This is a genomic window from Mesorhizobium sp. WSM4935, from assembly GCF_029625735.1.
In the GTDB taxonomy this organism is placed as follows: Bacteria; Pseudomonadota; Alphaproteobacteria; order Rhizobiales; family Rhizobiaceae; genus Mesorhizobium.
The window spans coordinates 462,014-480,610 of record NZ_JARTVR010000002.1 but is presented as its reverse complement, the minus strand read 5'-3'; the positions used below and the strand labels follow the sequence as shown (position 1 = coordinate 480,610).

Annotated in this window: 17 protein-coding genes and 1 pseudogene; 10 read left to right on the top strand and 8 right to left on the bottom strand. The window is 64.9% G+C overall.

What is annotated here, in order from left to right; all coding sequences use genetic code 11:
* Nucleotides 1-110: 110 nt before the first annotated feature.
* The 3 genes from P9273_RS06590 to P9273_RS06580 form a co-directional block, all read right to left on the bottom strand.
* Nucleotides 111-1,955 carry an aminopeptidase P family protein gene (locus P9273_RS06590; protein WP_278048162.1) on the bottom strand — a complete coding sequence of 615 codons (1,845 nt, stop codon included), beginning with the start codon at nucleotides 1,953-1,955 and terminating at the stop codon, nucleotides 111-113.
* A 98-nt stretch (nucleotides 1,956-2,053) separates the two neighbouring features.
* Nucleotides 2,054-2,926 carry a 50S ribosomal protein L11 methyltransferase gene (locus P9273_RS06585; protein ID WP_040995774.1) on the bottom strand — a complete coding sequence of 291 codons (873 nt, stop codon included), beginning with the start codon at nucleotides 2,924-2,926 and terminating at the stop codon, nucleotides 2,054-2,056.
* A 79-nt stretch (nucleotides 2,927-3,005) separates the two neighbouring features.
* Entirely contained in the window at nucleotides 3,006-3,590 is a 585-nt protein-coding gene (locus P9273_RS06580) for an SCO family protein (protein ID WP_278048161.1), read from the bottom strand.
* A gap of 236 nt (nucleotides 3,591-3,826) precedes the next feature.
* On the opposite strand from P9273_RS06580, the gene P9273_RS06575 reads away from it, so the two are divergent.
* From P9273_RS06575 to P9273_RS06565, 3 genes are all read left to right on the top strand, one after another.
* A complete protein-coding gene (locus P9273_RS06575; RefSeq protein WP_278048388.1) occupies nucleotides 3,827-4,252 on the top strand; it encodes a CreA family protein in 426 nt (141 codons plus the stop codon).
* Nucleotides 4,253-4,321: 69 nt separating this feature from the next.
* Nucleotides 4,322-4,963, top strand: a complete 642-nt coding sequence (locus P9273_RS06570; RefSeq protein WP_278048160.1) for a DapH/DapD/GlmU-related protein — start codon at nucleotides 4,322-4,324, stop codon at nucleotides 4,961-4,963.
* A gap of 327 nt (nucleotides 4,964-5,290) precedes the next feature.
* Entirely contained in the window at nucleotides 5,291-5,782 is a 492-nt protein-coding gene (locus P9273_RS06565; protein ID WP_278048159.1) for a low affinity iron permease family protein, read from the top strand.
* Between the two features lie 8 nt (nucleotides 5,783-5,790).
* On the opposite strand, the gene P9273_RS06560 is transcribed toward P9273_RS06565, so the two are convergent.
* The gene (locus P9273_RS06560) at nucleotides 5,791-6,657 is read right to left on the bottom strand and encodes an SDR family NAD(P)-dependent oxidoreductase (RefSeq protein WP_278048158.1); all 867 of its coding nucleotides are present in this window, start codon (nucleotides 6,655-6,657) and stop codon (nucleotides 5,791-5,793) included.
* 171 nt (nucleotides 6,658-6,828) lie between these two features.
* Here P9273_RS06560 and P9273_RS06555 point away from each other — a divergent pair, with 171 nt between their 5' ends.
* On the top strand, nucleotides 6,829-7,110 hold the full coding sequence (locus P9273_RS06555) for a hypothetical protein (RefSeq protein WP_278048157.1): 282 nt from the start codon (nucleotides 6,829-6,831) through the stop codon (nucleotides 7,108-7,110).
* Nucleotides 7,111-7,113: 3 nt separating this feature from the next.
* Here P9273_RS06555 and P9273_RS06550 read toward each other — a convergent pair whose 3' ends face one another.
* Nucleotides 7,114-7,689, bottom strand: coding sequence for a TMEM175 family protein (locus P9273_RS06550; protein WP_278048156.1), 576 nt, complete (start codon nucleotides 7,687-7,689; stop codon nucleotides 7,114-7,116).
* 89 nt (nucleotides 7,690-7,778) lie between these two features.
* Between P9273_RS06550 and P9273_RS06545 the strand changes: the two are divergent.
* Nucleotides 7,779-9,035: pseudogene (locus P9273_RS06545) on the top strand (MFS transporter); the annotation flags it as partial.
* 29 nt (nucleotides 9,036-9,064) lie between these two features.
* Here P9273_RS06545 and P9273_RS06540 read toward each other — a convergent pair.
* From P9273_RS06540 to P9273_RS06530, 3 genes are all read right to left on the bottom strand, one after another.
* A complete protein-coding gene (locus P9273_RS06540; protein ID WP_278048155.1) occupies nucleotides 9,065-10,537 on the bottom strand; it encodes an MATE family efflux transporter in 1,473 nt (490 codons plus the stop codon).
* A gap of 106 nt (nucleotides 10,538-10,643) precedes the next feature.
* On the bottom strand, nucleotides 10,644-12,125 hold the full coding sequence (locus P9273_RS06535; protein ID WP_278048154.1) for an esterase-like activity of phytase family protein: 1,482 nt from the start codon (nucleotides 12,123-12,125) through the stop codon (nucleotides 10,644-10,646).
* Nucleotides 12,126-12,414: 289 nt separating this feature from the next.
* Entirely contained in the window at nucleotides 12,415-13,440 is a 1,026-nt protein-coding gene (locus tag P9273_RS06530) for a LacI family DNA-binding transcriptional regulator (protein WP_278048153.1), read from the bottom strand.
* A gap of 195 nt (nucleotides 13,441-13,635) precedes the next feature.
* Here P9273_RS06530 and P9273_RS06525 point away from each other — a divergent pair, with 195 nt between their 5' ends.
* The 5 genes from P9273_RS06525 (at nucleotide 13,636) to P9273_RS06505 (ending at nucleotide 18,588) form a co-directional block, all read left to right on the top strand.
* A complete protein-coding gene (locus tag P9273_RS06525) occupies nucleotides 13,636-14,667 on the top strand; it encodes a Gfo/Idh/MocA family protein (protein ID WP_278048152.1) in 1,032 nt (343 codons plus the stop codon).
* Nucleotides 14,664-15,572, top strand: a complete 909-nt coding sequence (locus P9273_RS06520; RefSeq protein WP_278048151.1) for a sugar phosphate isomerase/epimerase family protein — start codon at nucleotides 14,664-14,666, stop codon at nucleotides 15,570-15,572. Before P9273_RS06525 ends, P9273_RS06520 begins: the two co-directional genes overlap by 4 nt.
* A gap of 84 nt (nucleotides 15,573-15,656) precedes the next feature.
* Nucleotides 15,657-16,670 carry a substrate-binding domain-containing protein gene (locus tag P9273_RS06515; RefSeq protein WP_040995751.1) on the top strand — a complete coding sequence of 338 codons (1,014 nt, stop codon included), beginning with the start codon at nucleotides 15,657-15,659 and terminating at the stop codon, nucleotides 16,668-16,670.
* Between the two features lie 86 nt (nucleotides 16,671-16,756).
* Nucleotides 16,757-17,548, top strand: coding sequence for an ATP-binding cassette domain-containing protein (locus tag P9273_RS06510; protein WP_278048150.1), 792 nt, complete (start codon nucleotides 16,757-16,759; stop codon nucleotides 17,546-17,548).
* The gene (locus tag P9273_RS06505; RefSeq protein ID WP_278048149.1) at nucleotides 17,545-18,588 is read left to right on the top strand and encodes an ABC transporter permease; all 1,044 of its coding nucleotides are present in this window, start codon (nucleotides 17,545-17,547) and stop codon (nucleotides 18,586-18,588) included. The genes P9273_RS06510 and P9273_RS06505 overlap by 4 nt, the downstream gene beginning before the upstream one ends.
* Nucleotides 18,589-18,597 lie beyond the last annotated feature (9 nt).

Below are 18,597 nucleotides of genomic sequence, written 5' to 3'. Positions count from 1 at the left end.
CTGCGACGCTGGTAGTTTGCGAAACCGTCAGCAAGAGCGCCTTTCTCCCCGTCAATTACGGGGAGAAAGCCCGGCAGGGCAATGAGGGGCAGCGCCGACCTATCGAAGGATCAGATCTTCGCGTCGTGCGGCAATGGCGCGGTGGCTTTCTCCAGCCAAGCCAGCGTTTCGCCGTCGACCATCGGGCCGATCTCGGCCAGCACCCATGCATGATACTGATCGAGCCAGTGCAACTCATCACGCGTCAGAAGGTCGGTGCGGATGAGCCGCTTGTCGATCGGCGCCAGCGTCAGGGTCTCGAAGCCGTGCATGGCGATGTCGCCACCCTCGATCTGCTCCGCCGGCGTGACCAGGATCAGGTTCTCGATGCGGATGCCGTAGGCGCCTTCCTTGTAGTAGCCCGGCTCATTGGACAGCATCATGCCGGTCAGCAATTTTTCCGTGCCGGTGCGGGCGATGCGTTGCGGGCCTTCATGCACGGCGAGATAGGAGCCGACGCCGTGGCCGGTGCCATGGGCGAAGTCGCAGCCATGCTTCCATAGCGCCGTGCGCGCGACGGCGTCGATCTCCGAACCGCGCGTGCCGGCGGGGAAACGCAGCGTCGAGATGCCGATCATGCCCTTCAGCACCAGCGTGAAGCGCTCGCGCATCTCCTCGGTCGGCTGGCCGATCGGCACGGTGCGGGTGATGTCGGTGGTGCCGTCCTGATACTGGCCGCCGGAATCAAGCAGGAACAGCTCGCCGCTCTCAAGCTTGCGGCTGGTGGCGCGCGAGACGCGGTAATGCATGATCGCGCCATTCGGGCCCGCTCCGGAAATCGTGTCGAAGGAGACGTCGCGCAGCGGCATCTGCGTTTCTTCGCCGGTCTGGCGGCGCACTTCCTCCAGCTTGGTGACGACTGCGATTTCGTCGAGCGTGCCGGGCTTCTGGCGGTCGAGCCAGCACAGCAGCTTGGCGACCGCTGCACCGTCGCGGCGATGCGCCGCGCGGCTGCCGGCGATCTCGGCCTGGTTCTTGGTGGCTCGGGGAATACGCGCCGGGTCGGCCGCTAAGACGACCTTGCCGCCATTGTCCTCGACCAGCATGCGGAGCTTGTCCGCAGCCAATACCGGATCGAGCGCGATTTTGGCGCCACCCTTGGCGACCTCCATGATCGCGGCTTCGAATTCGCCCGGATCATGCGGATCGGCAAGCTGGGTAAGATAGGCCGCGACCTGCCGCGAGAATTTGCGCTGGCCCATGAACAGCTGATGCTTGCCGTCGGCGGCGAGGATGGCAAAGCCGAGCGCCAGCGGCGTATGCGGCACGTCGCCACCACGGATGTTGAAGGCCCAGGCAATCGAGGACGGATCGGTCAGCACCGCATGGGTGGCGCCATCCTTTTCGATCGCCCTCGCCAGCCGCGCCAGCTTGTCCTTCGCCAGCTCTCCGGCAAGGTTTTGCGGGTGGATCTCGACGGGCGCGCGCGGCGGTTCCGGTTGGTCCTTCCAGATGATGTCGATGGGATTCCTGTCGAGCGGCACCAGAGTCGCGCCGGACTGCTCGGCCGACGCCTTCAGCGCCTTGATCTCGCCGATCGTGTGCAGCCAAGGGTCGAAGCCGAGCCTTGCGCCCTTGCCGAGATTGTCCTTAATCCAATTGGCCGGCGGATTGTCGATGAGGCTTTCGACGGTAAAGATCGAAAGATCGACCTCACCCCGCACCTGCAGCGTGTAGCGGCCGTCGACGAAGATGAAGGCGCGGTCGCGCAGCACGATCGCGATGCCGGCCGAACCGGAGAAGCCGGTCAGCCACTTAAGCCGTGCCGAGCGGTCGGCGACATATTCGCCCTGGTGCTCGTCCGCGCGCGGCACCATGAAGCCATCCAGGCCATTCTCAGCCAGCCATTGCCGCAGCAGCGCCACGCGCGGCTTGCCGACGGCCGGATCGCCTGCAGAATCAAAGGTCTGGAACATTTCTAGCTCCCTCGAGTGGCTCGCGGCGACCGTAGCGCATGATCTTGAAAACCGGAATCGATTTCGGCAGGGCCAGATCGGGCTGGGTACAATCTCGTCTAGCGCTTGAGGTGGATGGTCACCCAGCCTTCGCGATGCAAGGTACGCACGTGGCGGAACGCTTGGCCGACATAGGCCGAGATCACCGCGTCGCGCTGCCGGTCGAGGATGCCGGAGAGCACCAGCGAGCCGCCGAGCCTGATGTGCCTGGCCATTTCGGGCGCCAGCCGCATCAGCGGCCGCGCCAGGATGTTGGCGACGATGAGGTCGAAAGGCGCGCGCCTGGCGAAGATCGGATGATGGAAGCCCGGCGCCGTCACCGTCTCGACCAGCGCCTTGACGTGGTTGAGGCGGGCATTGGCCGCGGCGACGCGGACGGCGACCGGATCGATGTCGGTCGCCAGCACGGGGATATGCGCGAGCTTGGCCAGCGCGATCGCAAGCACCGCGCTGCCGGTGCCGAGGTCGAGCGCGTTGCGCGGCCGTTCGCGCAGCACCACCTGCTCCAGCATTTCGAGGCAGCCGGCGGTGGTGCCGTGATGTCCGGTGCCGAAGGCAAGGCCCGCCTCGATCTCGATGGCGAGGTCGCCGGCGTGGCGCTTGGCGCGGTCGTGCGAACCATGGACGAGGAAGCGGCCGGCGCGCACCGGCTTCAGGCCTTCCAGCGACCGCGACACCCAGTCCACATCGGGAAGGACCTCGCGCTCGACAGGCTTCGGCAGGCCGAGACCGGCGAGGATATCCCTGACCTGCGCTTCGACGGGATCGACGTCGCCATCGGCATAGAGCGACACTTCGTGGATGTCTTTTTCCTCGTCGAGCTCCAGGACGGCAAGCGGCAGGCCGTCATCCTCGAAGGCGGCGTCGAGCGCCGCGAAGATGCGGTCGGCCTCGACCTTGTTGGCGGTGAGGTGGAGCCTGGTCTGGCTCATCGGACAGACCCTTGTTTGAACATGATCTTTTCCGAAAACCGGTTCCCACTTTTTGTGTTTGCTGACCTTCGGTTCGGGATCATGTTTGTCCGCCGGCTGCCAACCGCTTCAGCTTGGCGATGGCGGTGTCGGCGCTCTCGCCATAGGCTATGGTGCCGGCGAAATCGCCCCTGGCGTTGAGCAGCAGCACCGAGGCCGTGTGGTCCATCGTGTAGTCGCCGTCGCCGGTGTCGACCTTCTTCCAATAGATGCCGAACGCTTTCGCCATGGCGTGCACCTTGTCCGGATCGCCGGTGATGCCGGTGATGCGGTCAGAGAAGTTGCTGACATAGGAGTTCATCGTCTCCGGCGTGTCACGCTCCGGATCGACGGTGACGAAATAGGCGTTGAGGTTCTTGCCGCTGTCGCCCATCGTCTTCAGCCAGCCGGCCAGTTCGAACAGGGTCGTCGGACAGACTTCCGGGCAATGGGTGAAGCCGAAGAAGACGACGCTCGGGTGGCCCCTGAAGGCGGCTTCGGTGATCGGCGCGCCTTTCTGGTCGACCAGGGTGAAGGGCGCGCCGTAGGGCTCGCCGCCATAATGGCCCCGGTACCAGTCGAATGTCAGCCAGCCGATGCCCGCCGCCATCAGGACGAGAATGCCGATCAGGATTGAGCGCATCATCAGTGAATGTCCGTCGCCATTGCTTTGGCTGAAAGCCAGTTTGGCGACAGTCTTAACGGGTTGGCGCCGGCCGCGCAAAGATGTCGCGTTGCCGCAAGCGGCCAGGCAGGCCGATCGGCTTGCAAACGCCACGATCCTGTCCCACCTGACATCGGCAAACGTGAACCGAGGAGGCTTCCTTGCGAAAACTGATCGGCTTGTTCGCCGCCTGTCTTGCCCTGAGCGCCGGCGCGGCCATGGCTGACGAAGTGGGTAAAGTGGGTGTCGATTGGGTCGGCAACGACATCATGGTCGACGCGATCAAGGACCCGAAGGTCGACGGCGTCACCTGTCATGTCGCCTATTTCGATCGCAGCATCATCGACCGGCTGCACAAGGGAAACTGGTTCGAGGATCCTTCCGATTCTTCGATCTCCTGCCGCCAGACCGGGCCGATCACCATCGGCGACATCGACATGAGCGAGGGCGGCGAGGAGGTGTTCAAGCAGGGCCTCAGCCTGATCTGGAAGAAGCAGGTGGTGAACCGCATCTACGACAAGAAGAACGAGACGCTGATCTATCTGTCGCATTCGCGCCAGGTGCAGAACGGCTCGGCGAAGATGTCGATCACGACCGTGCCGCTCTACGGCCAGAACGTGGTGTGGACCAAGGGCAAGCCGTAATAGCCCGACAGGCTTGGCCGGGGACAAGTCGCGCTTGCGGGGCCGTCCCCGCCGGCGTAAAGCCCCCTCATGAACCGTCCTGAAAACCTCGTCCTCAAGGACCCCGAGCCGCGCATCCATCCGACCGCGGAGCTGAAGGGATGCAAACTCGGCCGCTATGCCTCGATCGGCGAGCGGGTGATCCTGCGCGAGGTGAGCGTCGGCGACTTTTCCTATTTCGAACGTCATTCCGAGGCGATCTACACGACGATCGGCAAGTTCTGCTCGATCGCCGCCAACAGCCGCATCAACGCGCTCGAGCATCCGATCGAGCGGCTGACGCAGCACAAGGTCAGCTACCGGCCGAACGAGTATTTCCGCTGGTTGGGCGTCGACACCGAATTCCGTGCGCGCCGACAGGCAAAATCGGTCAGTGTCGGCCACGATGTCTGGATCGGCCATGGCGCGGTCGTCATGCCGGGCGTCGCGATCGGCAATGGCGCCGTCATCGGCGCCAATGCCGTTGTGACGCACGACGTCGCGCCCTACACGATCGTGGCCGGGGTTCCGGCAAAGCCGCTGCGCCGGCGCTTCTCCGCCACGGTCGCGGCGCGCGTCGAAGCCCTCGCCTGGTGGGACTGGGCGCCCGAGAAACTGGCGAGCGCAATCCCCGACATGCAGACTATGCCGATCGAAGCCTTTCTCGATCGCTGGGAAGACAACACTCTCTGACACATAGGTGAACGCCGTCGAACGCATGACGGCGCTGTCTTGATGCTACGCTTCGCGGCCGGGAAGTGTTGCCCCTTCCGCCATGCGGGGGTGGCGCAGCGGAAGGGGCTTGGATGTAAACCGCCGTGAAGCGGAAGGAACAGGCTTTCGGCCTGCACCGGCACTATCGCAAACAACGGATAAGGTGTTTTTTCGCGAAGCAGCGCTTTCTGCGTGTAGCCGATTGCAATCGCGCGCAGACATGAAAATTAGGTCCCTGGGAACCGGAGCGGGCGGCAGCTTGTTTCTTCGGAAATGCCTGCGCATCCACGGTTCGAGGGGACTTGCATGATCGAGAAAGCTTTTACGCGGATAGCCAACCAGGTCGCGCATCTGGCCGGCCTGCCGGCAACCTTTGCCATCTGCGTGCTGATCGTGGTTGCATGGGCGTTGAGCGGCCCGATGTTCGGGTTTTCCGACACCTGGCAACTGGTCATTAACACAGGCACCACCATCGTCACCTTCCTGATGGTTTTCCTGATCCAGAACACGCAGAATCGCGACGGCGCGGCGATCCAGGCCAAGCTGGACGAGCTGATCAGGGTTAGCCGCGCCCACAATCATTTCATCGGCATCGAACATTTGACGGAATCCGAAGTCGAGGAAATCCGGTCGAAATGCGAGGCGGCGGCAAAACGGCACGACCGCGAGATCGCCGAAAAGGCCACCAAGGCCGTTGCCGGAAAGAACGGCACCAAGCATGCGCCCAAGACCGCCGGCGCGGCCACAAAGAAGACCGCGGCCGGGAAGAGCGCCTCCAAGAAGAAAGCGGCGGCTTGAGACGGCCGTTAGCGGTTCATGAAGGCCGCGAACGCATCCTTATGCTCCGGGTGCCAGCGCGAGAGGGCAGGGCGGTTCTCGATGATGTCGCCCATCGCCCAGGCCATGCGCTTTTCGTCGATCGGCCGCGCCACCTCGTTGTCGGGGCAGAGGATGTAGAAGTCGTTGTCGATCAGCGATGCCAGCATGAAGTCGATCACCTGCTCGCCGGTCCAAGCGCCGGCCGGCTTTTCCGTCGCGCCTTCGGTCAGGCCGGTATAGGTGAAGCCGGGGATCAGCAGATGCGCCGACACTTTCGCGCCAGGTTCGTTGCGCAGCGCATGCGCCAGCCCTTCGGTAAAAGTCTTCACGCCGGCCTTGGAGACGTTGTAGGCGAGATTGCCGGGCGGGGTGGTGATCCCCTGCTTGGAGCCGGTGTTGATGATGAGCCCCGGCTTCCCGGCGGCGAGCATGCGCGGCGTGAAGGCCTTGACGCCATGCACGACGCCCCAGAAATTGATGTCCAGCAGCCGCTTCCAGGCGTCGCGGTTCTCCCAGGGCTTGCCCGGATTGTTGCCGACCCCGGCATTGTTCATCAGCACCGACACCGCGCCGAAGGCGCCGTAAGCGAGCTCCGCCAGCCGGTCGACCTCCTCGGCCTTGGACACGTCGGTGGGAATTGGAAGGACGGCATCGTCGCCGGCGATCGCGGCGACCGCCTGTTTGGCCTGATCGAGGCGAACGCCGCCGATGTCGGCAAGAACCGTCTTCATGCCCAGCCCGGCGAACCGTTTCGCGGCGGCAAGGCCGATGCCGCTGGCGCCGCCTGTGATGACGGCGACATTGCCGGAGGCGAAAGCGGGCAGGGCTGTCTGGATTTCGGTGTCGCTGGTCATGATTTGCATCCTTGTTCGGGTCGGGCCGAACTTAACGCCGGACGCCGCCGAGGCAATAGCCGCAACGGGTTGACGACTTACAGTCGCAATGAGTTGACGACTTGCAGTCGCAACGGGTTGACCATCGCTGCGTCTGCCGCGCATGCTGTCCGGAAAAAAGGAGCCCGGCATTTGACCGATTGGATCGGAATCCTGAAAGAGCAGACCGCCAATGGCGACCAGATGGCCCGCGAGGTGCCGAAGATGCTCGCCAATCCCGATATCAGCGAGGCGCAGGTGAAAACACTGTTCGCAGCGCTGGAGAACCAGGCGGATTTCGCCGAGAAGTTGCGGCTGGCGCTGGAGAAATTCGGCCACGACTTCCCGATCATCAATGCGGCCGAGCGGCTGGAGGAGCGCTATGCCGACCTTGCCGCCTCGGCGGCCGAGAAGCTCAAGGCGATGCGCAAGTAAGTTCTATTTTTCGATCAGTCTCTCGAAGCGCCTGTCGGGTGCAAACCAGATGGCCGCTACAAGCACATAGATCGCCACGCTGATCCACTGGTTGAAGAAGCTGAGCAGGATGGCGGCGATGTAGAGCGCCAGCGAGATCTTGCCTTTGTTGTCGTGGCCCACCGCCTTGGCAAAGGTCGTGTCGGCGCCGTGCAGATGGCGCAGCTTGATGACCAGGATGGTATAGGCGACGGCGCAAAGCGCGAGGTCGATGCCGTAAACCGCCACGGGTGCCGGAGCGAATTCGTTTTCGCCCATGAAGGCGGTGGTCGCCGGCATCAGCGACAGCCAGAACAGAAGGTTCAGGTTGGCCCAGAGCACGCGCCCGTCCACGCGCTGCACGGTGTGGAACATGTTGTGCAGATTGTTCCAGTAGATGCCGACATTGATGAAGGAGAGCACGTAGCAGAAGAAGATCGGCCACTGCGGCAAAAGGGCTGAAAAATCCTTGCCATGCGGCACTTTCAACTCCAGCACCATGATGGTGATGATGATGGCGACGACGCCATCGGTGAATGCCTCGACGCGTCCCTTGCCCATGATTCCTCCTCACAGATTGATAGACGTTACGGGAGGATACAGCGGCTGACCATCCTGCCAGAACTGTCAGGAGGGCGTTCGCTGGTTGGAACGGCGCCATTACACAGGCGTTGGGCTTGCAACCCTCGGAGTTCGCCATGACCAGCTACGCTCAAACCCTGACGCGTGACAATGAACTTGGCGGGGGCGCCGCGATGACCGCTGTCGCCGCCATGATCGCCGCGCTGTTCGCCGGCAGCACCGCGCTGACCCCGCTTTACGTGATCTACAAGCAGGCCTTCGGCTTCTCGCAGATCACGCTTACGTTGGTTTATGCCGTCTACGTCGTCGGCAACCTGGCGGCGCTGCTGTTTTTCGGCCGGGTGTCGGATGTCGTCGGCCGCCGTCCTGCCGCGCTCGCAGCGATGGGTGTTGCCGTGGTCAGCGCGTTGTTTTTCCTCTTCGCCGAAAACCTCGCCTGGCTCGACATCGCCCGCATTCTGAGCGGCCTCGGCATCGGCGTCGGCGCGGGAGCGGGCACCGCCTGGCTTGCCGAACTGATCGAAGGCAAGGACAAATCGCGCGCCGCCGTCATCGCCACCAGCACCAACTTCATCGGTCTCGGGGTCGGCGCGCTCATGGCGGGGCTGCTCGCCCAATATGCGCCCTGGCCGCTCAGGCTGACATTTGCCGTCTACCTCGTGTTGCTTGCGCTGGTGACCGTGCTGATCTGGCGCACGCAGGAAACGGTCTGCAGTCCGGGGCGGCTGCCGGATGTCTCGCTGCGGCCACGGCTTTCGGTGCCCGACGACATCCGCGCGCAATTCGTCGCGCCCGCGGTGACCGGGTTCGGCGCCATGGCGCTGGTCGGTTTCTACGCGGCGCTGGCGCCGAGCATCCTGGCGCAACAGCTCCATGCAACCAATCACGCCGAGGCCGGCGGCCTGTTCTTCGAATTGTCGATCGTGGCGGCAGTGACGATTGTCGGCACCGCGCGGTTGTCCGCCCGCTCCACCATGCTTGCCGCGCTGGCGCTGATGATCCCGGCCGTGGCGCTGGTCGTGGCCGCGCAGGTCTATGCCTCGATGGCCTTGATGATCGCGGCGACGGCGGTCTGCGGCATGGCGGCGGCGCTCGGCTATCGCGGCGGCCTGCAGGTGGTGAACCAGATCGCGCCGGCCGACCGTCGCGCCGAGGTGGTCTCGGCTTTCTTCATCTGCTGCTTCTGCGGCAACGCGCTGCCGGTGATCGGCATCGGCGTCCTGTCGAGCCTGGCGAGCGCCACCGTGGCGAGCCTGGCCTTTGCCGGCATGATCATCGTCTTCTCGCTGGTGGCGCTTGGCTTCGGCGCCAAATACGCGCGGTAGTGCGTTTCACCGTTTCTGTCGTCGCGGGTCTAGCCGTTCGGTGTCTCCGGCAGGAGTTGCGCGCGCTGGCGCGGCACGCCGAGGCCGGTGTCGGGCGGCTCGCCGGCGGCGGGCCGGTCCTCGATCATATGCATGGTCCGCCACTTGCCGAAACGATAGTAAGCGGCGGCCAGCACCAGCGAAGCAATGGAGCCGGCCGGAAAGCTCCACCACAGCGCCTCCTGGCCGATGACACTGCGCATGGAATAGGCAAAGCCGGTGCGAATGATCAACACCGAGATGATCAGGATGATCAGCGGCGGCATGACGGCGCCGGTGGCGCGCACCGTGGCGAACAGCACGATGGTGATTCCGAACAGGATGAATGACCAGGACGCCACCCTGTTGATGTGGGCGGCGATGCCGATCGCGGTGCTGTCGTTGCTGAGGAAAAGGCTGAGCACCGGGCGGTCGAAGGCGAACAGCAGCGCCACCAGCGCGCCGGTCAGCACAAGGTTGAAGCCGACGCCCGAGGCCGCGACCTTGCCGATGCGGTCCCAGCGGCCGGCGCCGACATTCTGAGCGGCCATGGAGGAGACGGCGGCGCCGATCGCGAGAGCCGGCATCTGGATATAGGTCCAGAGCTGGGCGGCGATGCCGTAAGCGGCCGCGACCTGAGAGCCATAGGAGTTGACGATGCCCATCACGGTCAATGCCGCGGCCGAGATGACGATCATCTGCAGGCCCATCGGAACACCTTTGAACACGACGATGCGCAGCAGCGCCGGATCGGGCCTGAGCAAGGCGAGATCGCTACCCGCCAGCCGCAGCGGGTGCCGGCGCGCATAGAGCACGATCAGGATGGCGATCACGCTGACCGTCTGGCCTATCAGCGTCGAGGTCGCCGAGCCGGCGATGCCGAGCGCGGGGAAGGGGCCGATGCCGCGGATCAGCAGCGGGTTGAGCACGACGTCGAGCACGACCGCCAGCGCCATGAAGACGAATGGTGTCCGGGAGTCGCCGGCGCCGCGCAGCACGGTCATAACGAAGGACAGGAGATTCATCATCGGCACGGCGACGAAGACAATGCGCAGATAGGCGCGTGCCAGCGGCAAGGCATCGGCCGGCGTGCCGAGCCCTGTCAGGATGGCGTCGACCCAAATCCAGCCGCAGACGGCGAACAGCACCGAGATGAGGAAGAAGAAGGTAGCGCTGGTGCCGACGATGCGCTTGGCCTCGGGCAGGTCGCGGGCGCCGACCGACTGCGCCACCAGGATGGTCGCCGCCATGCCGATGCCGAAGACGGTGCCGAGGATGAGGAACAGCACCAGATTTGCGTTGGAGGTGGCGGTCAGCGCCGCCTCGCCGAGGAAGCGGCCGACCCAGACCGCGTTGATCGAGCCGTTGAGCGACTGCAGCACGTTGGAGCCCAGCACCGGAAGCGCGAACAGAAGCAGCGTGCGCGGGATGGGGCCGCTGGTCAGGTCGTGGGTCCGCCTTCGAGCGGGCTTGTCGTCATCCATAACGGGCACCGAAAAATGAATCAGGCCCGCGATGCTATCGCGGGCCTAACGCTCATGCATCCCTTCCGCGCTTGGTCACATGCCGTTCGGCACGACCGAAGCAGAACTAGTTCGCGGCGAGGCTGTTCCCAGACAGTCCCGGCAGGGTGACCTGATAGACAAGGAAGGTGGTGTCGACGTCGGCGCCGTCCTCGGCTTTATAGGGCGCGCCGACCTGGAAGCCGTCCTGCGTGAGGAAGTCGTTGTCGTTGGCGACGAACAGGAAATAGTCATCGGGCAGCTTCGGGTCGAGTACCGAGGCCAGCGACATCGCTTCCCATTTCTCCGAGAGGTTGTTCTTGTCGTTCGGCGCGCCATTGTGCAGGCCGAAGCGGCCGAGCTCGCCCTTGTCATTGATGTCGATGAAGGAGGTCAGCTTGGCCGGCGTCACCGACGGGTCGAGCACGCCCTTCGGCGCGACCGGCTTGTCGGCGGCGTCGAACGATCCGTTGGCGATGTCGGTGGCGGCCGATAGGTCGACGATCTCGATCTTGCGGTAGACCGACTCGGCGTCCTTCAGACCCTGGCCGTTGCCCGAGTCGCGCGCCAGCATCAGGAAGCTCTTGTCGGAGAGCGCGACGATCTCGCTCTGCGCGGCGACCTTGGTCTTGCCCTTGGCGTCCTTGAACACCGGCAGCGGCACGACATATTCATGCGCCAGCTTGAGATGGGCGAGATCGGAGGCGTCATAGACCAGCGCGCGGGTGTTCTGGCGGGTCGAACCGGAATCGCCGCCGTCCTGGCGGGCCGCCGACTGCAGCACGGCGATCAGGAACTTGCCGTCCGGCGTCATCGACATGCCTTCGAGGCCCTGGTTGTTCTGGCGGCCGGTCTCCGGATCCTTCGGATCTGGCTCGGCCGCGCCCGGGCCGGGGTTGTCGGAAGCGAAGTTCGGCCTACCGTGGCGCATCGGCACCAGGGCCGCCGGCGGCTGCGTCGCCGACATCAGCCGGCCCTCGGCCGAGAAGCGGTAGATGTTCGGACCATATTCGTCGGAGATGAACATGGTGCCGTCGGGCAGGCGCACGATCGCCTCGTCGTCGAGCGCCAGCTTGCCGTTTTCGGCCTGCGGCAGGATCGGCATGTCGCCGGCGGCTTCGCGCACGCCGTTGAGCGGATCGAGTCCGGTCGCATCGGCGCCCTTGTCGTCGGTCAGAAGCATGGTGTCGGCGAGCGTCGCCTTGACGCCGGTCTGTTCCTGTCCGGCGGCGGGCGCCGCGCCGGGAGCAGTCGGGGTCAGCTCGATCGAGATGGTGTTGAGGCGCGGGCGATAATCGGTGGTGCCGACGACGTTGTAGCCGCGATCCGGCAGCAGCCAGAGCGAACCCCTGTAGCCCTCGCCGTCGCGGGCCCAGGACTTGGTGTCGATCGCCATGCCGGAACCCGAACCGAAAGTCTCGCCGAACTTGTCCTTCTGGCTGGCCGGAATGCGGCCGACGCCGACAAGCCCCTTGTTGACATAGGCGACGCCATCGGCGAGCGCCGGGGTCATGGCGGTGAACAGAGCAAGCGCCGCGCCGAGCGCGGCGGTTCGGTTGAGGTGTTTCATCGATATCCCCTTCTTGACGAGCAGAGCGGCCATTGGCTCAAAAGGGCGCGGCATCGACGTGCGGCCTGCCCTTGCCGTCGAGCGGTCTAGGACGTGAACGTGATGGTTGCGTGACAGGCTGGGACTCTCCTTCCCCCCTTGTGGGGGAAGGTGGCCGCGAAGCGGCCGGATGAGGGGTGCTCCAGGGAAAGCCGACGTTTCACTCCCCTGGAACACCGCTCATCCGTCTCGGCGCTAACGCGCCGATCCACCTTCTCCCACAGGAGGGAGAACGGAAAGCGCTTCCGCCTCAATCGCTCTCTCTTGCGACCAGCTCCAGCGGCCAGACCTCGCGGATGATGCGTGTGCCTTCGGGGCCGGCGAAGGCGGGAAGGGCGGCGAGCAGCATCTCGGCCAGCCTCCGGCCCATCGGCTCCAATGCCGGACGAAAGGCGGTCAGCGCGGGCGAGAAATAGCGGCAGAGCGGGGTGTCGACGATGACGGTCACCGCGATATCGTGACCGGGCCGGATGCCCATCTCAGCCAGCGCCTTGCAGCCGCCGAGCGCCATCGCGTCATTGTTGAAGATGATGGCCGTCGGCCGGTCCTTGGAGACCATCACGCGCGGCGTCACCTGGTAGCCGCCAGCCTCGTTGATGAAGCCGTCGGCGATCAGGCCGGGATCGACCTCGATGCCGTGCCGCTTCAGCGCCTTGCGATAGCCGTCTAGAAAGAGATAGCCGAAATTGAGGTTGAGCGCCGGGCGAATGGCGGCGATGCGGCGGTGGCCGCGCGCGACCAGCCTGTCGACCGCATCGCTGCCCGCCTTCTCGAAATCGAGGTCGAGGGAAGGGTAGGCCTTGCCGCCCGAGCGGCTGCGGCCGAGCGTTGCGAAGGGAAAGCCTCTCTCGGTCAGGTAGTCGATGCGTTCGTCCTCGCGGCGCGTCCAGGCCAGCACCACCGCGTCGGCGCGGCGGGTCTCGACGACGCGGCGCAGGCGCTCCTGCTGATAGTCGCCCGGCGCGCCCATGACCACGATCAGGTCGAGCCCGCTTTCAGCCAGTCGCGCCTGCAGGCCGGTCAGGAACGGGATGAAGAAGGGTTCGCCATATTGCTGGTCGCCCGGATGCGGCTGCAGCATGAAGGCGATCGAATGGGTGGCGCCTTGCCTCAGGCTGCGGCCGGATTGGTTTGGCGAATAATTGAGCGCCCTTGCCGCTTCCAGCACGCGCTTGCGCGTTTCCGCATTGACGTCGGCGCGGCCGTTCAGCGCCCGCGATACGGTGCCGATCGAAATGTTCAGATGACGCGCAAGGTCGTGGATGCTGGACGCCAAGGACGGTTCTCCCCCTGCCTTGGCTAGCACCGGCTGCCGCTCAGGCCAAGGCTTCGGGACGATTTTTGCGCGCAGCCGATTGACATTCTAAGCTATCGGGTGTGTTCTCGTAAACGTTTACGGAAAACGTTTACGGTGATGCCGTGGATGCCGTGACACTCGGCCTGGAGGGGCCGAGCCGAGGAGGAGCGCTGGATGATGAAGGTCGTCCTGGTCGGGTGCGGAGCCATGAGCAAGCACTGGCTCGATGCCGCAAGGCGGATCGACGGGCTTGCCATTGCCGGCCTTGTCGACCTCGATGCCGAGCGGGCGAAGGCGAGGGCGCGCGAGTACGAGCTCTCCAATGCAGTGATAGGCACCAGCCTCGACGCCGTTCTCGATGAGACGAAGCCCGACGCCGTATTCGATGTCGTGGTCCCGGCAGCCCGCCGCGAGGTCGCGCTTTCGGCCTTTGCCCATCATTGCCATCTGCTCACCGAAAAGCCGCTGGCCGACAGCCCCGAGAACGCGCGCGCCATCGTCGAAGCGGCGCGTCGTGCGGGTCGCGTCCACGCCGTCGTGCAAAACCGCCGCTATGTCGCCAATGTCAGGCGGATCCGGCGCTTCCTGGACTCCGGGGCCATCGGCAAGCCGACCAGCATCCATGCCGATTTCTTCATCGCGCCGCACTTCGGCGGCTTTCGCGAGGAGATGCACCACGTGCTTTTGCTCGACATGGCGATCCACACCTTCGACGCCGCGCGCTACATGGTCGCCGGCGAGCCGGCCAGCGTCTATTGCCAGGAATGGGAGCCGGCCAATTCCTGGTACCGGCAGGGCTCGTCGGCAAGCGCCGTCTTCGACCTCGGCGGCGGCAAGGTCTTCACCTATGCCGGCTCCTGGTGCGCTGACGGCTTCCGCACCAGTTGGGAAGGCAGCTGGCGCATCGTCGGCGAGCGCGGCAGCCTGTTGTGGGACGGCCATGACGGGCTGAAGGCGGAAGTGGTTGCGTCCGGCCGCGACGGGATCATCGACAAGACGCAAGCCATCGAGGTGCCGGCGCTCGACCCTGCCGATCGGGTGGGCGGACATCTCGGCATCATCCAGGATTTCATGCGCGCGATCGAAACCGGCACCGAGCCGGAGACCCGCGGCGCCGACAACATCAAAAGCCTGGCCATGGTCTTCGGCGCGATCGAAAGCGCGGAGAGCGGGCGGCGCGTGGCAATCGCCAAGGAAGCACAATGATGCCAAACCCGCTTCTCGACATCAGGATCGGTACCATGGTGCGGGCCAATCTCGACGACCCGGCGGCCTATGTCAGGCAAATCCTGCCGCTCGGCTTCGAGAGCATCCAGCCCTTCTTCTGGCAGACGCTGGGCGGCAAGGACCTGAAACGCCTGGCGGGCGAAATCCGCGAAGCGATCGGCGATGCCGACGTCACCGTCTCGTCGATCGGCATGTTCGGCAATCCGCTGGAAGGCGGCGAGATCGATCGCGGCGTGCTTGCGGCCTGGGAGACGGTCATCGACAACGCGCATCTGTTCGGCACTTCGATGGTCTGCGGCTTCACCGGCCGCATCCGCGGCAAGAAGCTGACGGACAGCCTGCCGCGCTTCCGCGAGGTCTGGGGGCCGTTGGCCAGGCGCGCGGCCGACAAGGGCGTGCGCATCGCCTTCGAGAACTGCGCCATGGACGGCAATTGGGCGAGCGGCGACTGGAACATCGCGCATAACCCGGACGCCTGGGAGCTGATGTTCAACGAGTTGCCAAACGACAATCTCGGGCTCGAATGGGAGCCCTGCCACCAGCTCGTTTATCTCATCGACCCAATCCCGCAGATCCGCAAATGGGCGCCGCGCATCTTCCATGTCCACGGCAAGGACGCGACCGTGCGCTGGGACGTGATCCGCGAGCATGGCGTGTTCGGGCGCGTGCCTTTCGTGCAGATGCGCACGCCGGGTTTCGGCGACAGCGACTGGACGCGGGTGATCAGCGAGTTGCGGCTGGCCGGTTACAAGGGCGCCATCGACATCGAGGGCTGGCATGACCCGGTCTATCGTGGCGAGCTCGAGATCACCGGACAGGCGGGGGCGCTGGATTATCTGAAGCAATGCCGGGGAGGGGCCAGCTACCTGCCCAATCCGACTTGAGCGCCGGCCGGCGGGAGGAGCCGGCCGAGCCAAATCATTGTCGAAAACCCTTGATCGCGAGGGACCAAAAAGGGAGGAACGTGCATGAGCATGACAACCAGAAGGACTGTTCTGCGCTCGACCGTCGTGGCGGCCGCCGCGGCGCTCTGCGCCTCGATCTCCACCTTGCCGGCACGAGCGCTCGACGCGCAATGGTGCAAGGACGTGCATATCCGATTCTTCGTCGGCGGCGCCGAGGGCGATGCCTTCGGCACCATCGTCTATAATGGCGCCAAGCAGGCGGCCGCCGATCTCGGGCCGAAGGTCGACTACATCTTCTCGCAGTGGGATGTCGAGAAGATGGTGCAGCAATTGCGCGAGGCGGTCGCGGTCAAGCCCCAGGGCATCGCCATGATGGGCCATCCGGGCGACGCCGCGATCATGCCGCTGGCCGAGCAGGCGCATAAGGACGGCATCAAGATGATGTACCAGAACGTGCCGGTGCCGAAGGTGGTGGAAGCGTTCGGCGGCGGCTATGTCGGCGCGCAGCAGGAGCAGCAGGGCCGCGCGCTCGGCGCCGAGGCGTTCAAGCTCGGCAAGCTCAAGGCCGGCGACAAGGCGATCATGATCGGCCCGTTCGAGAACGAGAACCGCGGCGCGCGCGAACGCGGCACGGTCGCGGCCCTGAAGGAGGCGGGCGTGGAGGTGATCCAGCTGTCCTCGCCGCCGAGCGGCGAATGGGCGTCCGATCCGAACCTCGCAATCCCGGTGATCACGGCGGCGCTGCTCAACCACCCCGACGTCAAGGCGGTCGGCTATCCGGGCGGCCAGATGCTGGGCAATGTCGCGACCTATATGCAGGCGGCGGGCAGGAAGCCGGGCGACATCTTCAACTTCGGCTTCGACACCAGCCCGCAGATCGTCGAGGGTTTCAAGGGCGGCTGGGTGCAACTGACGGCCGACCAGCAGCCATTCCTGCAGGGCTATCTGCCGATCCTCAGCCTCTGCCAGCAGGTGGTGCTCGGACTGGCGCCGATGAATGTCGACACCGGCGCCGGTTTCGTCACGCCTGAAAATTATCAGGTCGTCTCGGAGCTCGCCAAGCAGGCGCTGCGCTAACCTCCCAGACTGCCGGCCGGGAATATGCCCGGCCGGCTGGGCCACCGGCAAGCGGCCGGCAGACAGACAGTTCAAGCGAGGATCGCATGGGCGAACGCATCATCGAACTGCGCGACATCACGAAATCCTACGGCCAGGTCTATGCGCTGGGCGGCGTCAATCTCAGCGTCGACCGCGGCGAGGTGGTCGGGCTGATCGGCGACAATGGCGCCGGCAAGTCGACGCTGATCAAGATCCTGTCCGGCGTGGTCAAGCCGACCAGCGGCGAGATCCTCGTGCGCGGCAAAGCCGTCAGCGGATGGAGCGCGGCGCGCTCGCGCGAGGCCGGCATCGAGACGGTGTTCCAGGACCGGGCGCTGGCCGTGCAGCAGACGATCGTGCGCAACATCTTCATGGGCCGCGAACTGACCGGCTTCATGGGCTGGCTGAAGGTCAGTAAGGAGATCGAGGAGGCGAGCCGGCTGATGCGCGAGATCGGCTTCACCTCGAAAGTGTTCACGCCGCATTCCATCGTCGGCCAGCTTTCCGGCGGCGAGCGCCAGGGTGTGGCAATCGCGCGCGCCATCTACAAGCAGGCGGAGCTGATCATCCTCGACGAGCCGACCACGGCGCTGTCGCTGACCGAGACGGCAAAAGTCTTCCACTTCGTGCGCCAGGTGCGGGCGAGCGGCCGCTCGATCCTATTCATCGGCCACAACATCCACCATGTCTTCGACATCGCCGACCGCTTCGTCGTGCTCGACCGCGGCAAGGTGGCGCTGACGGCCGACCGCAGCGAGGTCAAGTCGGCCGACGACCTCATCGACTTCATGGAAGACATCGCGCATCCCGACGGCTTGCCGGGGCTGCATGAGGACGCGGAGCAGAGAGCGCAATGAGCAAGGCCATGGAACCCGATCTGCAAACGCCTCTGGGAAGGGCAAGCGACCAGATCAAGGACTGGAGCCATCCCTCCGACAACTGGCTGCGCGGCTTCATTCTCGACAACCGCGCCTCGCTCGGCACGCTCGCGGTGTTCATCGTCATGATGGCGGTGTTCATGATCGCCAACCCGACCGTCTTTACCACCTGGTATCTCTACAGTTCGGTGCTGACGACGCTTCCCGTGGCGCTGTTCGTGGTCGTGCCGCTGGTCTTCGTTGTCACCTGCGGCGAGATCGACCTGTCGTTCCCGGCCACCATGGGCTTCGCCTCATGGGTCTTCGCGATCGTCGTGCAGGCCGGCTACGATCCGTTTCTCGGCATCGCGGCGGCGCTTGTCACCGGCACGCTGCTCGGCTTCCTGGTCGGGTCGCTGGTCGTCTTTGGCGGGCTATCGTCGCTGATCGCCACGCTCGGCATGAACTTCCTGCTGCGCGGCCTGATCCAGATCATCAACGAGGGCAAGTCGACGGCGCTGACCGGCCTTGCCGACAGCCCGGCCTATAAAATCTTCTCAAGCCAGTTCTTCGGCATTCCGGTGCAGATCTTCTGGGCGATCGCCTTCGTCGTGTTCTCGGCATTGCTCTACAACCGGCACCGCTTCGGCGCGCAGGTGAAGGTGGTCGGCGACAATCCCGACAGCGCCGGGCAGATGGGCATCGACGTCAAGCGCGTGCGGGTGAAAGTGTTCGTCTTCGTCGGCATCGGTGCCGCCATCGCGGGCACCTTCTCGGTGATGATCAACTTCACTTGGTGGCCGACAGCGGGCGACGGTTATCTGCTGCCGGTGCTCGCCTCGGTGTTCGTCGGCGGCACGCCGACCTGGGGCGGCATCGGCACGGTGGTCGGCGGCGCGATCGGCGCGGTCACGGTGTCGTTCATCCAGACCGGCGTGGTGGCGGCGGGACTCAGCGGCTTCTACGTGCAGTTCTTCAATGGGCTGATCATCATCCTGTCACTGCTCGGCCATAAGTGGAACCAGGCAAGGTACAGGTGAGGAAGCCGG

Excerpts from the sequence above, each read along its gene's own strand:
- P9273_RS06570 (WP_278048160.1), top strand. The coding sequence starts at position 4,322 with ATGAACCGTCCTGAAAACCTCGTCCTCAAGGACCCCGAGCCGCGCATC.
- P9273_RS06590 (WP_278048162.1), bottom strand. The coding sequence starts at position 1,955 with ATGTTCCAGACCTTTGATTCTGCAGGCGATCCGGCCGTCGGCAAGCCG.
- P9273_RS06525 (WP_278048152.1), top strand. The coding sequence starts at position 13,636 with ATGATGAAGGTCGTCCTGGTCGGGTGCGGAGCCATGAGCAAGCACTGG.
- P9273_RS06540 (WP_278048155.1), bottom strand. The coding sequence starts at position 10,537 with ATGGATGACGACAAGCCCGCTCGAAGGCGGACCCACGACCTGACCAGC.
- P9273_RS06560 (WP_278048158.1), bottom strand. The coding sequence starts at position 6,657 with ATGACCAGCGACACCGAAATCCAGACAGCCCTGCCCGCTTTCGCCTCC.
- P9273_RS06580 (WP_278048161.1), bottom strand. The coding sequence starts at position 3,590 with ATGATGCGCTCAATCCTGATCGGCATTCTCGTCCTGATGGCGGCGGGC.
- P9273_RS06550 (WP_278048156.1), bottom strand. The coding sequence starts at position 7,689 with ATGGGCAAGGGACGCGTCGAGGCATTCACCGATGGCGTCGTCGCCATC.
- P9273_RS06510 (WP_278048150.1), top strand. The coding sequence starts at position 16,757 with ATGGGCGAACGCATCATCGAACTGCGCGACATCACGAAATCCTACGGC.
- P9273_RS06505 (WP_278048149.1), top strand. The coding sequence starts at position 17,545 with ATGAGCAAGGCCATGGAACCCGATCTGCAAACGCCTCTGGGAAGGGCA.
- P9273_RS06585 (WP_040995774.1), bottom strand. The coding sequence starts at position 2,926 with ATGAGCCAGACCAGGCTCCACCTCACCGCCAACAAGGTCGAGGCCGAC.
- P9273_RS06520 (WP_278048151.1), top strand. The coding sequence starts at position 14,664 with ATGATGCCAAACCCGCTTCTCGACATCAGGATCGGTACCATGGTGCGG.
- P9273_RS06515 (WP_040995751.1), top strand. The coding sequence starts at position 15,657 with ATGAGCATGACAACCAGAAGGACTGTTCTGCGCTCGACCGTCGTGGCG.
- P9273_RS06535 (WP_278048154.1), bottom strand. The coding sequence starts at position 12,125 with ATGAAACACCTCAACCGAACCGCCGCGCTCGGCGCGGCGCTTGCTCTG.
- P9273_RS06575 (WP_278048388.1), top strand. The coding sequence starts at position 3,827 with ATGGCTGACGAAGTGGGTAAAGTGGGTGTCGATTGGGTCGGCAACGAC.
- P9273_RS06565 (WP_278048159.1), top strand. The coding sequence starts at position 5,291 with ATGATCGAGAAAGCTTTTACGCGGATAGCCAACCAGGTCGCGCATCTG.